Origin of the sequence: Sulfurovum iocasae, assembly GCF_047716765.1 — a bacterium.
Lineage (GTDB): Bacteria > Campylobacterota > Campylobacteria > Campylobacterales > Sulfurovaceae > Sulfurovum.
The window spans coordinates 2,010,424-2,026,932 of sequence record NZ_CP180410.1 but is presented as its reverse complement, the minus strand read 5'-3'; the positions used below and the strand labels follow the sequence as shown (position 1 = coordinate 2,026,932).

General features: G+C 38.8%; 13 protein-coding genes. 4 read left to right on the top strand and 9 right to left on the bottom strand.

The annotated features are described in order from the left end of the window. Window positions 1-285 (bottom strand): transposase, encoded by a 285-nt coding sequence (locus tag ACLHDG_RS10025; protein WP_415406095.1) that lies wholly within the window; start codon window positions 283-285, stop codon window positions 1-3. A gap of 259 nt (window positions 286-544) precedes the next feature. Here ACLHDG_RS10025 and ACLHDG_RS10020 point away from each other — a divergent pair, with 259 nt between their 5' ends. Continuing rightward, window positions 545-1,096, top strand: a complete 552-nt coding sequence (locus ACLHDG_RS10020) for a cytochrome P460 family protein (protein ID WP_415406094.1) — start codon at window positions 545-547, stop codon at window positions 1,094-1,096. Between the two features lie 328 nt (window positions 1,097-1,424). On the opposite strand, the gene ACLHDG_RS10015 is transcribed toward ACLHDG_RS10020, so the two are convergent. From ACLHDG_RS10015 to ACLHDG_RS09985, 7 genes are all read right to left on the bottom strand, one after another. Then, window positions 1,425-2,582 carry a transposase gene (locus tag ACLHDG_RS10015; protein WP_415406093.1) on the bottom strand — a complete coding sequence of 386 codons (1,158 nt, stop codon included), beginning with the start codon at window positions 2,580-2,582 and terminating at the stop codon, window positions 1,425-1,427. Window positions 2,583-2,830: 248 nt separating this feature from the next. Further along, complete coding sequence (locus ACLHDG_RS10010) at window positions 2,831-4,111, bottom strand: carbohydrate porin (protein WP_415406092.1); 1,281 nt, start codon at window positions 4,109-4,111, stop codon at window positions 2,831-2,833. A gap of 43 nt (window positions 4,112-4,154) precedes the next feature. Continuing rightward, on the bottom strand, window positions 4,155-4,277 hold the full coding sequence (locus ACLHDG_RS10005; protein ID WP_415406091.1) for a hypothetical protein: 123 nt from the start codon (window positions 4,275-4,277) through the stop codon (window positions 4,155-4,157). Beyond that, window positions 4,277-5,803: an FMN-binding protein gene (locus ACLHDG_RS10000; protein WP_415406090.1), complete on the bottom strand. Its 1,527-nt coding sequence runs from the start codon at window positions 5,801-5,803 to the stop codon at window positions 4,277-4,279. Before ACLHDG_RS10000 ends, ACLHDG_RS10005 begins: the two co-directional genes overlap by 1 nt. Then, window positions 5,800-6,084, bottom strand: coding sequence for a hypothetical protein (locus tag ACLHDG_RS09995; RefSeq protein WP_415406089.1), 285 nt, complete (start codon window positions 6,082-6,084; stop codon window positions 5,800-5,802). The genes ACLHDG_RS10000 and ACLHDG_RS09995 overlap by 4 nt, the downstream gene beginning before the upstream one ends. Further along, window positions 6,081-7,472: a reductive dehalogenase gene (locus ACLHDG_RS09990; protein ID WP_415406088.1), complete on the bottom strand. Its 1,392-nt coding sequence runs from the start codon at window positions 7,470-7,472 to the stop codon at window positions 6,081-6,083. Before ACLHDG_RS09990 ends, ACLHDG_RS09995 begins: the two co-directional genes overlap by 4 nt. A gap of 34 nt (window positions 7,473-7,506) precedes the next feature. Next, on the bottom strand, window positions 7,507-8,550 hold the full coding sequence (locus ACLHDG_RS09985; protein ID WP_415406087.1) for an FAD:protein FMN transferase: 1,044 nt from the start codon (window positions 8,548-8,550) through the stop codon (window positions 7,507-7,509). Between the two features lie 143 nt (window positions 8,551-8,693). Here ACLHDG_RS09985 and ACLHDG_RS09980 point away from each other — a divergent pair, with 143 nt between their 5' ends. After that, a complete protein-coding gene (locus ACLHDG_RS09980; protein ID WP_415406086.1) occupies window positions 8,694-9,578 on the top strand; it encodes a helix-turn-helix domain-containing protein in 885 nt (294 codons plus the stop codon). Window positions 9,579-9,911: 333 nt separating this feature from the next. On the opposite strand, the gene recO is transcribed toward ACLHDG_RS09980, so the two are convergent. Next, the gene (gene recO, locus ACLHDG_RS09975; RefSeq protein ID WP_415406085.1) at window positions 9,912-10,529 is read right to left on the bottom strand and encodes a recombination protein RecO; all 618 of its coding nucleotides are present in this window, start codon (window positions 10,527-10,529) and stop codon (window positions 9,912-9,914) included. A gap of 87 nt (window positions 10,530-10,616) precedes the next feature. Here recO and gltB point away from each other — a divergent pair, with 87 nt between their 5' ends. Both gltB and ACLHDG_RS09965 read left to right on the top strand, forming a co-directional pair. Further along, window positions 10,617-15,038: a glutamate synthase large subunit gene (gene gltB / locus ACLHDG_RS09970; protein ID WP_415406084.1), complete on the top strand. Its 4,422-nt coding sequence runs from the start codon at window positions 10,617-10,619 to the stop codon at window positions 15,036-15,038. 1 nt (window position 15,039) lies between these two features. Beyond that, window positions 15,040-16,422, top strand: a complete 1,383-nt coding sequence (locus ACLHDG_RS09965; RefSeq protein WP_415406083.1) for a glutamate synthase subunit beta — start codon at window positions 15,040-15,042, stop codon at window positions 16,420-16,422. The last annotated feature ends 87 nt before the right edge of the window (window positions 16,423-16,509 follow it).

Sequence of the window (16,509 nt, the reverse complement as noted above, 5' to 3'; positions counted from 1 at the left end):
TTAGTTTGTGTGGCTTGCAAAGTACACCGCGGCCTTTTTTAATATATCACGTTCTTCTTTTACCCGTTTGAGTTCTTTTTGTAATTTCTTTATCTCTGCGCTTGACGACTCTACAGCTTTGTTTTTCTCTATGGCTTCTGGGGACTCTAATCTTTTGATCCAGCTTCTTAATGAATCTGGATGCACACCTAATCGATGGGCTGTATCTGCTATCTCATACCCATTCTCTGTGACTTGTTTGACTGCTGCTATTCTAAAATCTTCTGTATATGTTCGTCTTGCCATTTTTAATCCTATAATTCTATGAAATGATTCTACTCACTTTTATTATCGAATTACTGAATTAGTTTTTGTCTAGTTTTTTGGGGTCATTCCAATTATCTTTAAAATACTTTTTATTAGGACTTCAGTTTTTTAATTAAGTTAATATCGACTAATAGTATAAAATGTATATGAATTTTACACACACTCTACACACTCCCTTAATATAATTGTTATGCAAAAATGGAATGACTTCTAAAATTGAGTACGAAAAGGAAAAGTTATGAAGAAATTAGTTTTAGCAAGTCTTCTACCATTGGGATCAATGAAACCTGTACTCTTATCTTTTATACTTAGTACGATGATTATGCTCGATCTGTCTGCCTCCCAAACAGATAATGATGAAGGGGTAATCAAACATGATTATAAAAACCAATTTACCTTTCCACGCTGGAAAAGCCTGCATAAACTCAATACCGAAACACTAGTATCCGCTGATCACAATGCATGGTTTGACATCTATGTTAATACAATAGCTAAAAAGGCTTATGTTGAAAAATTAAGTTTATTGCCAGTGGGTTCAATTATACTGAAGCCACTCTATCCTGATCTACAACGCTCAAAAACAGCCAAACTGACCATTATGATAAAAATGGAAAAAGGTTATGACCCTGAAAATGGTGATTGGTGGTATGGAGTCTATGATGAAAGCGGAATGGAAGGATACTATCAGGGCAAAATCAAATCCTGTATAAAATGCCATACGCAAGCCAAGGAGACAGACTATATGTTTTCTGAAAGTGTGATAGAGAGTATTAACGAAGAGGAATGGTAAATATACAATCATGAAAGATAAAGAATAATTTTCTATTTTTTAGAAACATTATAATCTAACATAATATATAACATTTGTTGTTATAACGATATTCAAGTATTAAAAAAGAGTAGTAAAAACCTTATAAAGTTATATATTGAGCCACTTGCAAATTCAACATCATAAAGCACCTAATTTTCAATAGTCTATAATCTACTATTGAAAAAAGGTTGTCTATCAGATTATTTACAGCTAAAACCATAAAAATCACTAAAAACCCTATTTTTACTGCGTGCTTTATGGTTTGAGTTTAATGAGATGGTGTTTTGGTTCTGTTATTTAGACAAAGTTAGGTAACAAGCTTCAGAGATTGAGTTATACAGACAGACAACACAGCAAAAGCTAACACAGAAGCTACCTTTTGGGCTCCTTGATAATAGATCTTACTGCATCCATAGTTGTCTTTCAAATAGGCATTGACTCTTTCAACACTGCTTCGTTGGTTGTAGTGCAGATCATCTGAGTTATTATAGAGTCTGAGTGGCTGTAATATCTTCTTTTCACTTTTAGCTAAAGCTATTTTCTCTTTCAGCTTTTTTGAATTCTTTGGATTGATATCAATAATGGGTTTGTGATTTTGTTTTTTAGAATAATTCCTTATGATACTGGTATCATAGGCAGCATCAGCCAGATCATACAAATAGTTTACTTTTTGACTACTCTGTTTAATGAGCGGTAATGCCAATGAACTATCATGCACAGATGCAGAAGAGTATAGTGCTGTGATAGGAATATCACCATCTACTACTGAGAGATGAAGTTTACCTCCTGTCCATTTGTGCCGGTTACCTTTTGAATTCTGTTTGATACTAGTATTACACTCTGTTCCTATAAGAGATAATATTTCTTTGGCTTCATTCATTTTCTCCTGCTGTTGTAGAATACTTGGCTTTTTAGGAGGAAGCTCTTCTCCTTTCTTTGGACGTCCCTGTCTTCGTTTTGGCTTGATTTCTTTTTTACTCTTCACAGATTTTTCTCTAAGTTCAATAGCTGTGGAATCAATACTGCTATAAAAGAAAAGTGTCTCACTTAAATAGTTCTCTATAAAAATATCATGGGCTTTGGTTGCAATACGTTGTTGACTGAATTCTTTAAAGACACGACTGAATTTAGATTCACTGGGGATCTTATTGTGATGTCTCCATCCGCATATGACTCTTAATGTTCTATCAATTTTCAATCTGTCTATTAATGCACTTGTAGTCTGGAAATTATAGACTTGTTTGGCAATAAAGGCACGAGCCATCTCGTCTCTGTCTTTAGGTGGATTAGTGATCTGTACAGTGGAGACAAACCTTTCTATTTCTGCAAAGTCAAGGATCTTTATCAGCTTTTCTTCTTTAGGACTTAACGACCCCATAGATTCTTGTAGTTTGGGAAAAAGGCTCTGCTCTAAATTAATGACTTTAAGCCACATTTTTGAAAGTGAAGGTATAATTTTTTTCATAAGCTGACTCTTTTTTTTGTTAGATTTTTGTGGTAAAAAATTATAACCTTTTGAAATCAGAATCAGCTTTTTTCTGCGTTATACTCTTAATAATCAACTTTTTATTAGAATCTGCAAGTGGCTCTATTTTATAAGGTTTTCAAAAATAGTAATGGTTGTTTTAACAATAACCTTAAAAATCTATATTTTACTTCTTTTTATTTTCAAAGAAACTCCATGACATTAATCAAATAGACACTTTTCTTTTACTACAGTGTTAAAATACATCGAAGCCCCAGTACCCAGTCTTTGTCTACATCCGGATTATTAGTCGGATTCACTATCAGCTGTGCATCTGGCATAATAGAGATATTGCGTGATACTTGAAATTTGTAAGAGGTTTCAAAAACATATTCATCTTCAAGATCTGCTCCATGTGTTTTTTCTGAGGGTTTGGCCCAGCCAGCTCCAAGACTCCATGCATGATATTCTCGCGGTGTATATTCAAATCCAATACTGGCCGAACTCTCAGCTGCTACACCGGCACCACCATCTGAGTGACCAAAACGTATAAAAGGGATGAGTTCATCAGTCAATTGATGACTGGCACTTACAGCCCAGCCACTACCTTCTTCTACTCCAGCTTCCTGCCGTTCATCTTTGTGCCAATAGGTGAATTGGATACGATCAATTTTATATCTCTCAATAGAAGGTGTCCAAGCGATCTCAATAGCCGTTAGCCATTCGTGCTGCTTAAACGTGTCAATATCAAACTCACCGCTAATAGCATTGGCATCATAAATATGTGCACCTATTAAAATGTTATCTGTTACAAAGCCCTTGGCCACTACTCCCAACGCACCTACGCCTGTCGTAGCAATGGTCGGGTTGAGTGCAATAGCACTGCTTAAAAAGGTTCTGAAGAATGTTTGAAAGAGAAAGGCATCAAGATGGGCATCAAAAGCAAGACGCCCTATGGCAATACTCGCTTTATTTTTGAAACCCTGGGACCAATTGAGTACAGATATATCCGTATTGAAGCTGCCAACGTACCCTGCTGCAGTAGTAGAAGAGGCTAGACCAATTGCATCTTTAATATCATTTGGAGCCTGCAAGCCTGCTATGGCAGAACGTTTCTCTACTCTCCACTGAATACGGCCAAAATGTCCATCATCATGCTCATAAGCAGTCCAGTCACCATGAAACCAAAGAACAGTACCTGCGGCATCATGCTCGTTCTCTGGAAGTACCTCATCGGCATATTGATATAATAAGATGGCATATGCTCCAAATGATAGACCGTGTTCTTTTTTTAATTGATCTTTCCATTCAGTAAGAGCAGGGAATGAATTCATATCCGGCTTATCATCATAAGCATCTTCATCCTCATCAAGCTGTCTGGATACACCAGAAGGCCCCTCAATCAAAGAATACTGCATATCAATAGGGTGATCTTGTATCGTAGGAACATTATCATTAGCCCAGGAAATACTGCAATTTACTGCTCCTACAAAAATCACCATCATGATTACTTTGGTACGTTTTGTCAAACCTGCTTCCTCCATCTATCTTTTTGGTATTTCATACCTATTGCTAACCAACAAAATGCGATGAAACAGCCTGATATAGATAGGAGACTACAAATATAAACATGACAACATAGAGTGCCGTTGTCAATCGCTCACCCCATATGGATTTTTCTTTTTTCTTTGCCATTACTTGACTCCTTTCTTCACTCTTTTTGGAACAAAAGAAAGAATGTACTTTCTCAGTTTAATTAAATTGTTGAACATCCCGCCAACGGGGCAGAAAAACCTACACCAAAACGACGATGTAAAAAATGAACCAATAATGGCGAAAGGAAGAATATACCACTGTATTCCCAGTCCTTCCAAAGAGAACATCATAGCAAATGGCTCAAAAGATCCCAGTGCCGGATGTTTCGTCAGAAAGATTAACATCAAAGAGAGCCACAAAAGGAAGTTTACACCGGTCTTTGCATGCTTGAGTACAGCAGGGCTTGGAGTCCATTTGCTCCCACTGATCTGTTGTAAAAGAAACTCAATCGCATAAAACGGACAAACTCTATTACAATAGATATTTTTACCCGTAAAGAAAATAGCCAATAGACTACCTGCTACTAAAATCCACCAGGTCAAGTGATCTTTGAAACTAGGGATATATCCGATGAGCACCGCAGCCATATTACCAATAGAAACAGAAGCATTTAGATAAAATCCGACTATAGCAACGGTCGCGATCATATAGAAATATTTATAAGGCTTTTTATTGATGAGTTTTGGAAAGAATGCTAAAATAAAAATGATCAGAATAAGAATCTCTGCTAGCCCGATTTTCCATGGAACCTTCACCCAGCTAGGTTCAAGTTTAAAGTACTGTACCGCTGCAAGATGCGCACCATTTCGGACTGCTTCAGTCGCAGCCATGACCGTAACAGTAGCACCAGAAACGGCATCAATATCATCACCCACAATGAAATTATCTGAAATATGTTTGTTGATAAACTGTGATCCGTAATGTGCCTCTTCAACCTTTTGTGCAAAGGCTGGTGTCTCTTTATGCTCCAAAGGCAGCACTTCATGTACTTTAGCATCATCTTGTATACGAACACCGATGACAAAAGGACCGCCATAACCTTGACCTTCCTGGATGAGAATATACTCACCGCCTTCTGCTTTTTTCTCCCCAAGCTGAAAGACGATAGGATCATCATTGATCTTGGTTAATTTCTCATCTTTAAACTTGGCACGAACCATGGCCTCATAATCTTTAGTGTCAGCATTCATTCCAATGACGAAGGCAACAAGTAAAGAAAGATAGGCACCGTAACGAAGTATATTACTAACTAACTCACTATTTGTTAACCTAGGTTTTACGCTTGATTTTGATTGTACAGCCAGAGGACTCTTTTGTTCTACAATAGGTGCTGATGAAGAAAAAGTAGCACGCTTTTTTAACTTCTCAGTGATATATCGTAGTGTCAATGTCAGGGAAATTATGCCGGGTAATCCAAAGAGCAACATCCCCATACTTCCCGCTCTAGGCACACCTTCAAGAACAGCACCGACTGCCCAGGCAATACTGAACAAAATGAGAAAAACACCCATTCCATATCCTGAGTAAGCGATCCAGTTCAACACATATTTTTTAGAAAGCTTTACTATAAAAATGACAGATGCTGTCGTGAGCAATCCAAGAATATACCAGGTTAATCCCATCATATCTTCGTATCCTTTCCTTCTGCAGTGATGTACCGTCCGGTTATTGTAAGTAAGATGATCCCAGAAAGGCCAAATAGGAGTAGACCCATGCTGCCTGCTCGGGGGACACCCTCAAGAACAGCTCCAACTCCCCATGCAACACTAAACAGCACTAAAAAAACACCAGATACAAGCCCAGACCAAGAGATCCAATTGAGTGGCTGTTTTAGCGAATATTCATACATCAAATAGCCCAAAAGTGCTGAGAGTATGCCAAGAATATACCAGGTTAAATCCATCATATCTCATCCCCTGACTTCCAAAATTTCGCAACTCTGACAGGATCATTTATTTTGCCGTATCCAAAGAGAACATCCATCTCTCGCATGAAACTGTGAACCGGACCCGGGGCAATAACATTTTGCGCATCTACGAGTCTATGATGCCAGAAGTCAGGTTTATTGTAAGGACAAGCAGCAATGCAGGCTGCACATCCACCGTCATTTTCCGTCCAGAACTGAAAACATTTTTTAGAATCATTATGAAATTTCAATATACCCTTGGAAGCATTCCAAATATTGTCCGGATCATCTGAGTATTCAGGTCCCCACGTCGGAGGACCATGGGTAATGGCCTCTCCGGGACAAGAGTCAGCACAAAGCATACAATTTAAGCAGAAGCTTGCAACGCCGTAATCTCTTGGCGGTGTATACGCTACATAGTCAAATTCGGTATATACCTTAGCAATACGAACTCTAGGTCCATACTCAGGAGTAATTGAAGCTCCATTACGTGCTGATTCACCTATACCTGACGCTGCGGCATAAGGAACATTCATTCCCAGATCGTTCATAGAAGCTACTGCCTTATAGCCAAGTTGTCGCAGAAACAGTGCCAACTGTCCCGCAACTTTAAGAGCTCTTGTATATCCCTCACCCGTTGCTGCATCAGTAATCCATGATGGAGCTGTGGCAATCGCTTCATAATCCATCTCTACCATGATCACGATAACACTTTTTGGTACAAAAGGAAAATCATCTTCCCAAGTAAACGTCTGCTCACTATTGGTATCATAAAGAGGATCATAATCCCAGCGTTCATCCCGTGGTGTGATACCACAACGAACTGCACCAAAGAGCTTTGCTGCACTTTTAATTTTTGTGGTTGCCTCCTCAGGACTTTCAAACTGGTATTTGTCCTTAGAGAGCATGGTCTGTTCCCAGGTAGCAACACCTTCATTCATTATGTCCATATTAAAGGTGTAGTCAAGTTGAGAGGTAGCACTGTAAAAACCAGCTGCGGCCAAAGCTCGATCAATCTGGCCTTGTCCTTCAGAGTGCTTACGGTAAGGACCATTGTAAAAGCCCTTTTTCTTTTCATAAAAGTTGAAATTATTAAAGGCTTTAGCCCGTTCAGGATGCTCATCATTAAGTTTTTTACTGTTACAAAAAGTATTGACCTGATTTCTTTGGTCTATACGAACATAATCTTCATTAATAGGCAAGGGAAAATGATCAAGAGGAACACCTTCCATCCTGCGTGCGATCTCTACTCCTGCTACAGCGGCAACAGCAACACCAGCCCCGACAGCACCAAATTTTAGGAAATTTCTTCTAGAGTTATCTTGTTCCTCTTCAGGAGTTTGTTCATTTTCAATATTTTGTTCATTTTCACTGTTATGCTCATCCATACTTAATCCTTTTTTAAATTCTTACTATAAACCATCAGGCTTTGTCCCAAGACTTGGAGGTGAGCTTCTGTCCGAAACTATCAACTATAAGTCCTTCTACATCCGGTGTGCTATTCATAAATTTCATACCTTTTTCTACTCCCATCACAAAAGCAGCTGTAGCCAAAGCATCAGCCTCCATAACAGTTCGTGCTTGTACGCTCGAAGAGCTTATATTTTTGACAGGGTCAAGACTAAGAGGAGAGATGAGATGATGATAGATCTTTTCCTTATCAAAATAGATCTCATAATTACCAGAAGTGGCAACGGCACCATTTATCATCTCAACAACATCAATATTGCTCTCTTTTGTCTGAGGGTCCTGGATGGCGATTCGCCATGGCTTGTTCACGTTTGTACCCCCATGAACCGCTATGTCCCCTCCTGCATTAATGAGAGCATGTTCAATCCCATGTCGTTTAAGCACATCCATAGCCCGGTCTATAATGTACCCTTTGGCAATGGAATCCAATGTGATCTGTATATGAGGTTTGGTAAAGGTGACTGAATTCGAAGTCAGGTCAATATGATCGCTTCCAACCAGTGACATGGCGTTCTGGATTTCAGGCAAAGAGGGAGGCTTATTTGTTGTTTTGAAACACTCTTCATAGAGATCAAGAACAGGCAGGATGCTGATATCAAAATACCCGTGACTAAGACGGTTATAATAGAGTGATGCTTTTAGCACATGAAAAAGTTCTGTCGGCAGATCAGAGAGAGAACCATTAGTGTTTAAATAACTGACAGGAGAGGATGGGTCATGACGAGACAGAAGTGAACTGAGCCGATCAATCTCTGCATAAGCTTGTCCTATGGCCTCTTCAGATCTATCCCTAGAAGGGTCGAGAGCTGTTATGTTGACATATGTACCCATACCCAGTTTAGACATGGAAACTTTATGTAATTTTGTTGAAAACTTCGCAGCTTCGCACGAAGAAGGGAAACTTAATCCTGCCAGTGCAAGACCTGCTGAAGCACTTAAAGTAAGAAATGAACGTCTGTTCAAAGAGTGATTAATGGTAGATAAATCTAATTTCATAACGGTGAACCTCCATTGTGGTCTAACGTCTTATTCTAATAATAGTATAATTTTGGGAAATATGGTTATGTAAAAAACGAAATTTTTATATAAATATATCACCAAGGTTGATTTTAAAAGGATGAATTATTAAACTGTTTCCCATGATTACTGCAATTCCATTAGAAAAAGAGATCAAACAATTTACTATGACTATGAACATGCAAAACGATGTGGGAGCAGCATCTTTTATGACAGATCAAAGTATCCATATCATAGGAAATTTACCGGAAGATCTATACCCATTTGCCTATAGAGGGAAGTCAACAGGTATCTGTAAATGGCACGGAAATATACTCAATAAAAATATCATTGAAACCAAAGGTGACCAAAATTCCGTTGATGGGGTAACATTTGATCATGCAGATATTCGTTTTATCCTGATCACAAAAACGCTTCTACTTGAATACATTAAAGAGCAGTGCTGCAGTGATGATATTGATCTTTCAAACAGGATGTTTTTTATTGATGACAAAGATGTCACTGTTTTTCTTGATATCCATACACGTATTCTTAAAAATGAAATTGTCAGCAAAGATGAGCTCAGTTCATTGCTATTGAGAATATTACAAAATCCAATTGCAGAAACTTCTTCTCTTGAAAAAAGCCATATCTTAGTACAAAAAACCATTGATCTTATGCATCTGAATGTTAAATCTCCTCTATTGATCAGTACACTTTCCGAAGCGCTGGAAGTGAATATCCGTACATTGGAACTAGCATTTAAAAAAGAGTTTAAACTATCTCCAAAACGTTACTATAAACGCCTTCTTTTGCAGTCTATAGAGACAGAACTGAGAAAGAGAAAGCAGGAAGATATCACTGTGACATCTATCTTGGAACAATACCAAATTCATGGTCTTTCAGAATTCGGATTAAGTTTTAAAAACTATTTCAACAAAACACCTTCCCAGATTGGTATGATGGAAGAAGATGAAAATCCATTTGGCTGGAACGAATCAATCTTTTCAGAGTTTGCTGAGGATTAGAACGTGACTCTTAAAACCTTATAATCTAACATATTTTATAACGTTTATCGCTGTAGCGATATGTTTTGACTATTTTAAGAGAGTGAGAAGATAAAACCTTATAAAACATGCCGATATGATAGGTTTTATAAGGTTACATGCCAACTTTGATATTCTCTGTAACTTAAGATATAAATAACTATTGTATCGCTGATTTTACAATCAATACGAACCTGTATTGATTACAGAGTTAAAAAAGTACTTGGATATAAAACTCTATATGAAGTATTTCTAGAGAATTTATGAAACAGTTGCTGCTTAATTGAGGTAGGAATCGTGCTACGACATAAGAGTCTACAACCCTTTCATTACAATATCAAACAGATACTCCACCTCATAATCTTCCAAATGAATGGTTTTTTTAGTTTCAAAAAATAGTTGTATTTTTTCCTTAGGTAAAGAAGAAGAGTAAAGACATTCAGGGTGAGCAGGGATGAAGGCTTGCATGAGAGCCATTTGAGCTTCTATAGGGTTTTCGCAGATATAGCAGTTCTCTTCATCATGAAGTCTTCCTTCGTACTCTAGCAGTTCGATGTAGCTTTCACATACGATGCGTTTAGGGTTCTGTCTGTCCCATTTTTTGGCTGCGTTGAGGAGTAGATCATAGTAGAAAGAGTCTATCTCTTCCGCATCTTTGAGATGAGGTTCAAAAAGCTTGATGAAGTTGTGCCAGAGAAGAAGTTTGTTTTTGTCAAAGAGCCAGGGGAAGCCAATATGAGAGAGGCTTCTGAGGCGAGGAAGGAAACTGGAACCTTCACCTTCCACTTCAAAATCAATAAGATTTCCAAGCTGTAAGATGGAGTGCCTTGCACCAAAAAAACGGTAATAGGTTCTTACATCTTTAGGACTGAGTACAAGGGCAATGCTGTCTTCATTTTTGGCTTTACGAAGCCCTAACACAAACCCTTTCATCTTTTTTTAACCACCTTTTCAGTATAATAGCCCCTATTTATAGGGTATTTTACGAAACCCTAGCGAAATTAAATTAAAGGTTGGCTTATGAGAGATTTATTTACCTCGTTTAAGGATAATTGTGGATTTGGACTGCTTGCTTCCATCGACAATACTCCTTCACATAGAAATATAGAAGATGCTGTAACAGCACTGTCACGTATGATGCACAGAGGGGCTGTAGCAGCAGATGGAAAGACAGGAGACGGTTCTGGACTTCTTATTTCTATACCTAGAAAGTTTTTTGCGAAAGTGGCAAAGAAAGAGGAGATAACACTTCCTGATGTCTATGCTGTAGCAATGGTCTTTTCTAAAAATGAGAAAGATTTCGATGTCATCAAAGAGGTATGTGAAAATAATGACCTTAAAGTTATTTATACGCGTACCGTACCTGTAGATACAGATGCACTTGGTGAGAAGGCACTTGTGTCACTTCCAACGATCAAACAGGTTTTTATAGCACCGTATTCACTCATGGGTGCAAGAAGATTTGATGCACTTGTATATCTTTCCCGTAAAGAGATAGAAGCAAAGATCTCAGATGACAGAGATTTCTATATCCCATCATTTTCTACTTCTGTAGTGTCATACAAAGGACTAGTGATGCCAACGCACATCAAAGAGTTCTATCAGGATCTGGCCCATGAAGATTTTGAAATCTCATTTTGTCTTTTCCACCAAAGATTTTCTACAAACACACTTCCAGAGTGGAGATTGGCTCAACCATTTAGAACCATCGCCCACAATGGTGAGATCAACTCTGTTACAGCTAACCGATTTAATGTAGCAGCAAAGATGGAAGCACTTGAAAGTGATGTCTTCTCTAAAGAAGAGATGAAAAAACTCATACCTATTATCCAATCAGAGATGAGTGACTCTGCCAGTCTTGATAACTTCTTTGAGTTTTTACGTATTAACGGTATGGACTTCTTTAAGGCAGCAAGATCTATCCTTCCTGCTCCTTGGCAGAATGCACCCCACATGGATGCAAAACTAAGAGCTTTTTATGAGTATGCAAGTACCTGTTTTGAGTCATGGGATGGTCCAGCTGCTGTGAGTATGACAGATGGTCGCTACATTGGTTGTGTACTGGACAGAAATGGTCTTAGACCTTCGAAATATATCATCACAAAAGACAATAGACTGCTTATCTCTTCTGAGTATGGTGTACTTGAGACACCGGAAGATGAGATCTTAGAGAGAGGAAGACTCCAGTCCGGTGAGATGATGGGTGTAGACTTGAAATATGGAAAAGTACTTAAGAATGATGATGTTAATAATTATCTTAAAAATATAGATCCTTATGATAAATGGCTCAATGACAACATGATCTATCTTCAAGAGCATATGGAGGATCCATTCTCAAAGGTTGACATTCCTGAAAAAACAGAGATGGAAGCAAAACAACGTTTCTTTAACATCACACTTGAAGTCATAGAACAAGTCTTTGAACCGATGGTAAAAGAGGGTAAAGAGGCAACTGCATCTATGGGTGATGACAGTCCATTGGCTGCTTTCTCTACAAAACAGAGAAACTTCTCTGACTTCTTTAAACAGAAGTTTGCACAAGTCACCAACCCTCCGATAGACCCTATCCGTGAAAAAGTGGTCATGAGTTTAAATACAGGATTTGGTGAGACCAGAAATATCCTTTCAGATGATGCAGAACATGCAAAAAGACTTAAAACAGTTTCTCCTATCTTGTCGTTGGAAAAGTTGGAACTGCTGAAAGCATTTGGAGATGAAAGAGATCCTAAGTTTGACGCATGTTATAAATCAAAAACCTATGACACAGTATTTAGCTCTGATCTTAAAGGAACACTTTCTGTCTTAGTAGAAACCATTATTTCAGATGTAAAAAATGAAGGTATCAGAACGGTTGTTTTAGATGACAGAGCGTTGGATGCAAATACAAAAGTAATGCCGATGCTTATGGTAGTAGGTCGTTTGAACCAGGCACTGCTTGAAGCTGGTGAGCGTAGTCTAGTAAGTATTGTTGCTGCTACAGGTGAAGTGTATGACTCTCATATGGCAGCATGTATGTTGGCTTTTGGTGTAGCTGCGATCTACCCATATATGCTTTATAAAACAGTAGCGATGATAGAACATAGAAAAGATGAAAATGTAAATCTTGCACCTATACTTAAAAAAGTACGTAAGTCTATCAATGCAGGACTTCTTAAGATCATGTCAAAGATGGGTATTGCAACAGTTGCCAGTTATAGAAACTCAAAACTCTTTGATGTACTTGGTTTGAGTGATGAGATCGTTTCAGAATGTTTTACCGGGGCATATGGATTCCTTTCAGGCCTGACTTATGAAGATATCGAAGCACGTATTACAAAAGCACATGATGATGCTTATGCAAAAGAGACAGCCAATCGTATCTTCCCGCTTAATATCGGTGGATTCTATAAGTATTTGGATGGTGCAGAGTTCCATGATTACTCTCCGGCAACCGTGCATGCGATCCATGCACTCTCTAAAAGTGGTAGAAAAGAGGATTTTGAACAGTTTAAAGAGCTTGTAGACGGTAGAGATAAAAAGTTCATCCGTGACTTCTTTGAACTCAAAAGTGACAGATCAGCAATCAAGGTAGATGAAGTAGAGCCGTTAAGCGAGATCTTCAAACGTTTCTCAACAGCAGCAATGAGTTTAGGTTCTATCTCTCCTGAAGCTCATGAGTGTCTTGCTGAAGCGATGAACACCATTGGCGGTAGCTCTAACTCAGGTGAGGGTGGAGAAGATGAAGTACGATTTGGTACTATCAAAAACTCTAAGATCAAACAGATCGCTTCTGGACGTTTTGGTGTAACACCTCAGTATCTGCGTTCGGCAGAAGAGCTTCAGATTAAAGTGGCTCAAGGTGCGAAACCTGGTGAAGGTGGTCAGCTTCCAGGACATAAAGTAAGTCCTTTGATCGCCAGACTTAGACATACGATGCCTGGAGTGACACTTATCTCACCTCCACCACATCATGATATCTACTCTATTGAAGATCTAGCTCAGCTTATCTTTGATTTGAAACAGATCAATCCGGAAGCAAAAATCGCAGTCAAACTTGTATCGACTGCCGGTGTAGGTACGATCGCAGCGGGTGTAGCGAAATGTTATGCTGATAAGATCATTATCTCCGGTGCAGATGGTGGTACAGGTGCGGCACCTATCGGGTCTATCAAGTTTGCCGGTAACCCTTGGGAGCTTGGACTGATAGAAGCACACAATGCACTTAAAGCCAACAACCTTAGAGGACAAGTAGAGCTTGAAACAGATGGTGGACTAAAAACAGGACTGGATGTCGTTAAAGCCGCTATCTTTGGTGCTGAGTCTTATGCATTTGGTACAGGTGCCTTGACGGTCATCGGATGTAAGATCCTTCGTATCTGTCACCTGAACAGATGTTCGGTAGGTATTGCAACACAGGAAGAGAAGCTTAGAGAGCATTATGAAGGTTCAGTAGAGAGAGTGATCAACTACTTTACACTTCTTGGTGAAGATGTACGTGAGATCTTGGCTTCTCTAGGGTACACATCACTTGAAGAGATCATTGGTAAAAATGATCTGTTGGAAGTGATAGATGATAAGTTTGCGAAGAAGTTCTCTTTTGAAAATCTTCTCTATAAGTTAGATGGTGACAACACATGTCAAGTAGAGTCCAATGAGCCTTATGACAAAAATGAGTATGAGCAGGAGATACTCAAAGAGCTGATGCCCGCGATCAAAAATCCAAATGATCCTATCGTTTTAGAGAAGAAGATCTCTAACCTGAACAGAAGTTTCGGTACACGTATTTCTGGTGAGATCGCGAAGTATTATGGAGATAAAGGTCTTCCTGATGGAACGATCGATCTTAGACTTGAAGGTACAACAGGTCAATCACTGGGTGCTTTCCTTAGTAATGGAATAAGCATACATATCAATGGTGCAGGTAACGACTATATCGGTAAAGGGATGAGTGGTGGCCGTATTATTATCACTGCTGATAAAAATGGTGCAGACTTCTCCCTAGGTGGAAATACCTGTCTCTATGGTGCAACAGGCGGTAAACTTTATATCAATGGTCAAGTGGGTGAGCGTTTTGGTGTACGTAACTCCGGTGCGATCGCGATCGTTGAAGGAACAGGAGACCACCCTTGTGAATATATGACGGGTGGTGCTGTGGTTATCCTTGGTAAGACCGGAGTAAACTTTGGTGCCGGTATGACAGGCGGTATTGCTTTCGTCTATGACGAAGCACATGAATTTGTAGAAAATGTCAACCAGGAACTTGTAGAGGCTAGACGTATCGATACGGAAGATACAGATATCGAAAGATACTACCTCAAAAAGCTTCTTAAAGACTACTATAAAGAGACAAAGAGTTACAGAGCTAAAGAGATACTAGATAACTTTAGAGTAGAGATTCGAAACTTTTGGGTAGTAAGACCAAAAGATGCGAAGGGACCTTTTAAGATGGATGAGGGAGAGTAAGATGTTAAGATTTTTTGATTTAGAAAGAATAGATGCTAAAAAAAGAGATGTCGTAGAAAGAAATAAAGATTTTGATGAGATCTACGAAGTGTTCAAACCTGTAAAAGGAAGTGAACAGTCAGACAGATGTATTCAGTGTGGTGATCCATACTGTCATAACGGTTGTCCTTTGCATAATCTCATTCCTCATTGGCTTAAAGCAACAGCAAGTAATGACCTGGAATTTGCATTTGACCTCTCCAATGAGACTTCTCCTTTTCCGGAAGTGATGGGGCGTATCTGTCCTCACGATAGACTTTGTGAAGGTGCTTGTACACTCAATGATGGTCATGGCGCGATCACTATCGGTTCAGTAGAGACTTTTATCAATGAAGAGGGTTTTAAAAAAGGGCTTAAACCAAAATTTGCACAAAATAAAATAGGTAAAAAAGTAGCTATCGTAGGTGCTGGTCCTGCCGGTCTTTCTGCTGCAACATTTTTACTTAGAGAAGGTGTGGATGTAGAGATCTTTGACAAGCAAGCAAGAGCAGGTGGTCTTCTTACTTATGGTATCCCAGGATTTAAACTTGATAAACATGTCATCACCAGAAGAGTAAAACTTCTTAAAGAAGCAGGTGCAGTGTTCCATCAAAATGTGGAGATAGGCAAAGATAAGAGTTTTGAAGAACTCACAGAAAACTTTGATGCAGTGTTCGTTGGTGTAGGTGCAGTTAAAGGTAGAAAGTCTGGACTTCAAGGTGAAAATGCATCCAATGCTCACTTGGCGATGGAATTCCTTGTTGATATCCAAAAGAAGATCTTTGATGAACCAAGATCTGAAAACATTGAAGTAAAAGAGAAAAATGTAGTAGTCATCGGTGGTGGAGATACTGCGATGGACTGTGTACGTACTTCACTCCGTGAAAAAGCAAGATCTGTTAAATGTCTTTATAGACGTGATGCACATAATATGCCAGGAAGTAGAAAAGAGTATATCAATGCCAAAGAAGAGGGAGTTGAGTTTGAATTTCATGTCTCGCCTAAGTCACTAGTAACCAATGATAAAGGTGATATTATCGCTGTTGAAATGGTAAAAACAAAACTTGGTGAACCTGATGCATCTGGAAGACAACGTGTTGAAGAGATAGCAGGTAGTGAATACAATATAGATGCTGATGTGGTTATCTTTGCACTTGGATTTGATACGATTGATTATCCATTCTTCGCGAGTAACGGCATAGAGACAGATAAATGGGGTGGTGTATTGGTTGATGAGAATTACCAGACAACTAAACCAGGTATCTATGCCGGTGGTGACTGTCATCGTGGTGCTGACTTGGTTGTTACTGCAGTACGTGATGGACGTGATGCGGCTAGAGCGATGGTGAAGAGTTTTACATTATAGGATGCATATGGAGCAAAAGCCCCATATTTGTCAAAATTTAAAACGTGCATTTTAGCACCTTTTAAAATTTTGATTGTTAACACTGAG

Coding starts and splice junctions, on each gene's coding strand:
- ACLHDG_RS10025 (WP_415406095.1), bottom strand. CDS start 285: ATGGCAAGACGAACATATACAGAAGATTTTAGAATAGCAGCAGTCAAA.
- ACLHDG_RS10020 (WP_415406094.1), top strand. CDS start 545: ATGAAGAAATTAGTTTTAGCAAGTCTTCTACCATTGGGATCAATGAAA.
- ACLHDG_RS10015 (WP_415406093.1), bottom strand. CDS start 2,582: ATGAAAAAAATTATACCTTCACTTTCAAAAATGTGGCTTAAAGTCATT.
- ACLHDG_RS10005 (WP_415406091.1), bottom strand. CDS start 4,277: ATGGCAAAGAAAAAAGAAAAATCCATATGGGGTGAGCGATTGACAACG.
- ACLHDG_RS10000 (WP_415406090.1), bottom strand. CDS start 5,803: ATGATGGGATTAACCTGGTATATTCTTGGATTGCTCACGACAGCATCT.
- ACLHDG_RS09995 (WP_415406089.1), bottom strand. CDS start 6,084: ATGATGGATTTAACCTGGTATATTCTTGGCATACTCTCAGCACTTTTG.
- ACLHDG_RS09990 (WP_415406088.1), bottom strand. CDS start 7,472: ATGGATGAGCATAACAGTGAAAATGAACAAAATATTGAAAATGAACAA.
- ACLHDG_RS09985 (WP_415406087.1), bottom strand. CDS start 8,550: ATGAAATTAGATTTATCTACCATTAATCACTCTTTGAACAGACGTTCA.
- ACLHDG_RS09980 (WP_415406086.1), top strand. CDS start 8,694: ATGATTACTGCAATTCCATTAGAAAAAGAGATCAAACAATTTACTATG.
- recO (WP_415406085.1), bottom strand. CDS start 10,529: ATGAAAGGGTTTGTGTTAGGGCTTCGTAAAGCCAAAAATGAAGACAGC.
- gltB (WP_415406084.1), top strand. CDS start 10,617: ATGAGAGATTTATTTACCTCGTTTAAGGATAATTGTGGATTTGGACTG.
- ACLHDG_RS09965 (WP_415406083.1), top strand. CDS start 15,040: ATGTTAAGATTTTTTGATTTAGAAAGAATAGATGCTAAAAAAAGAGAT.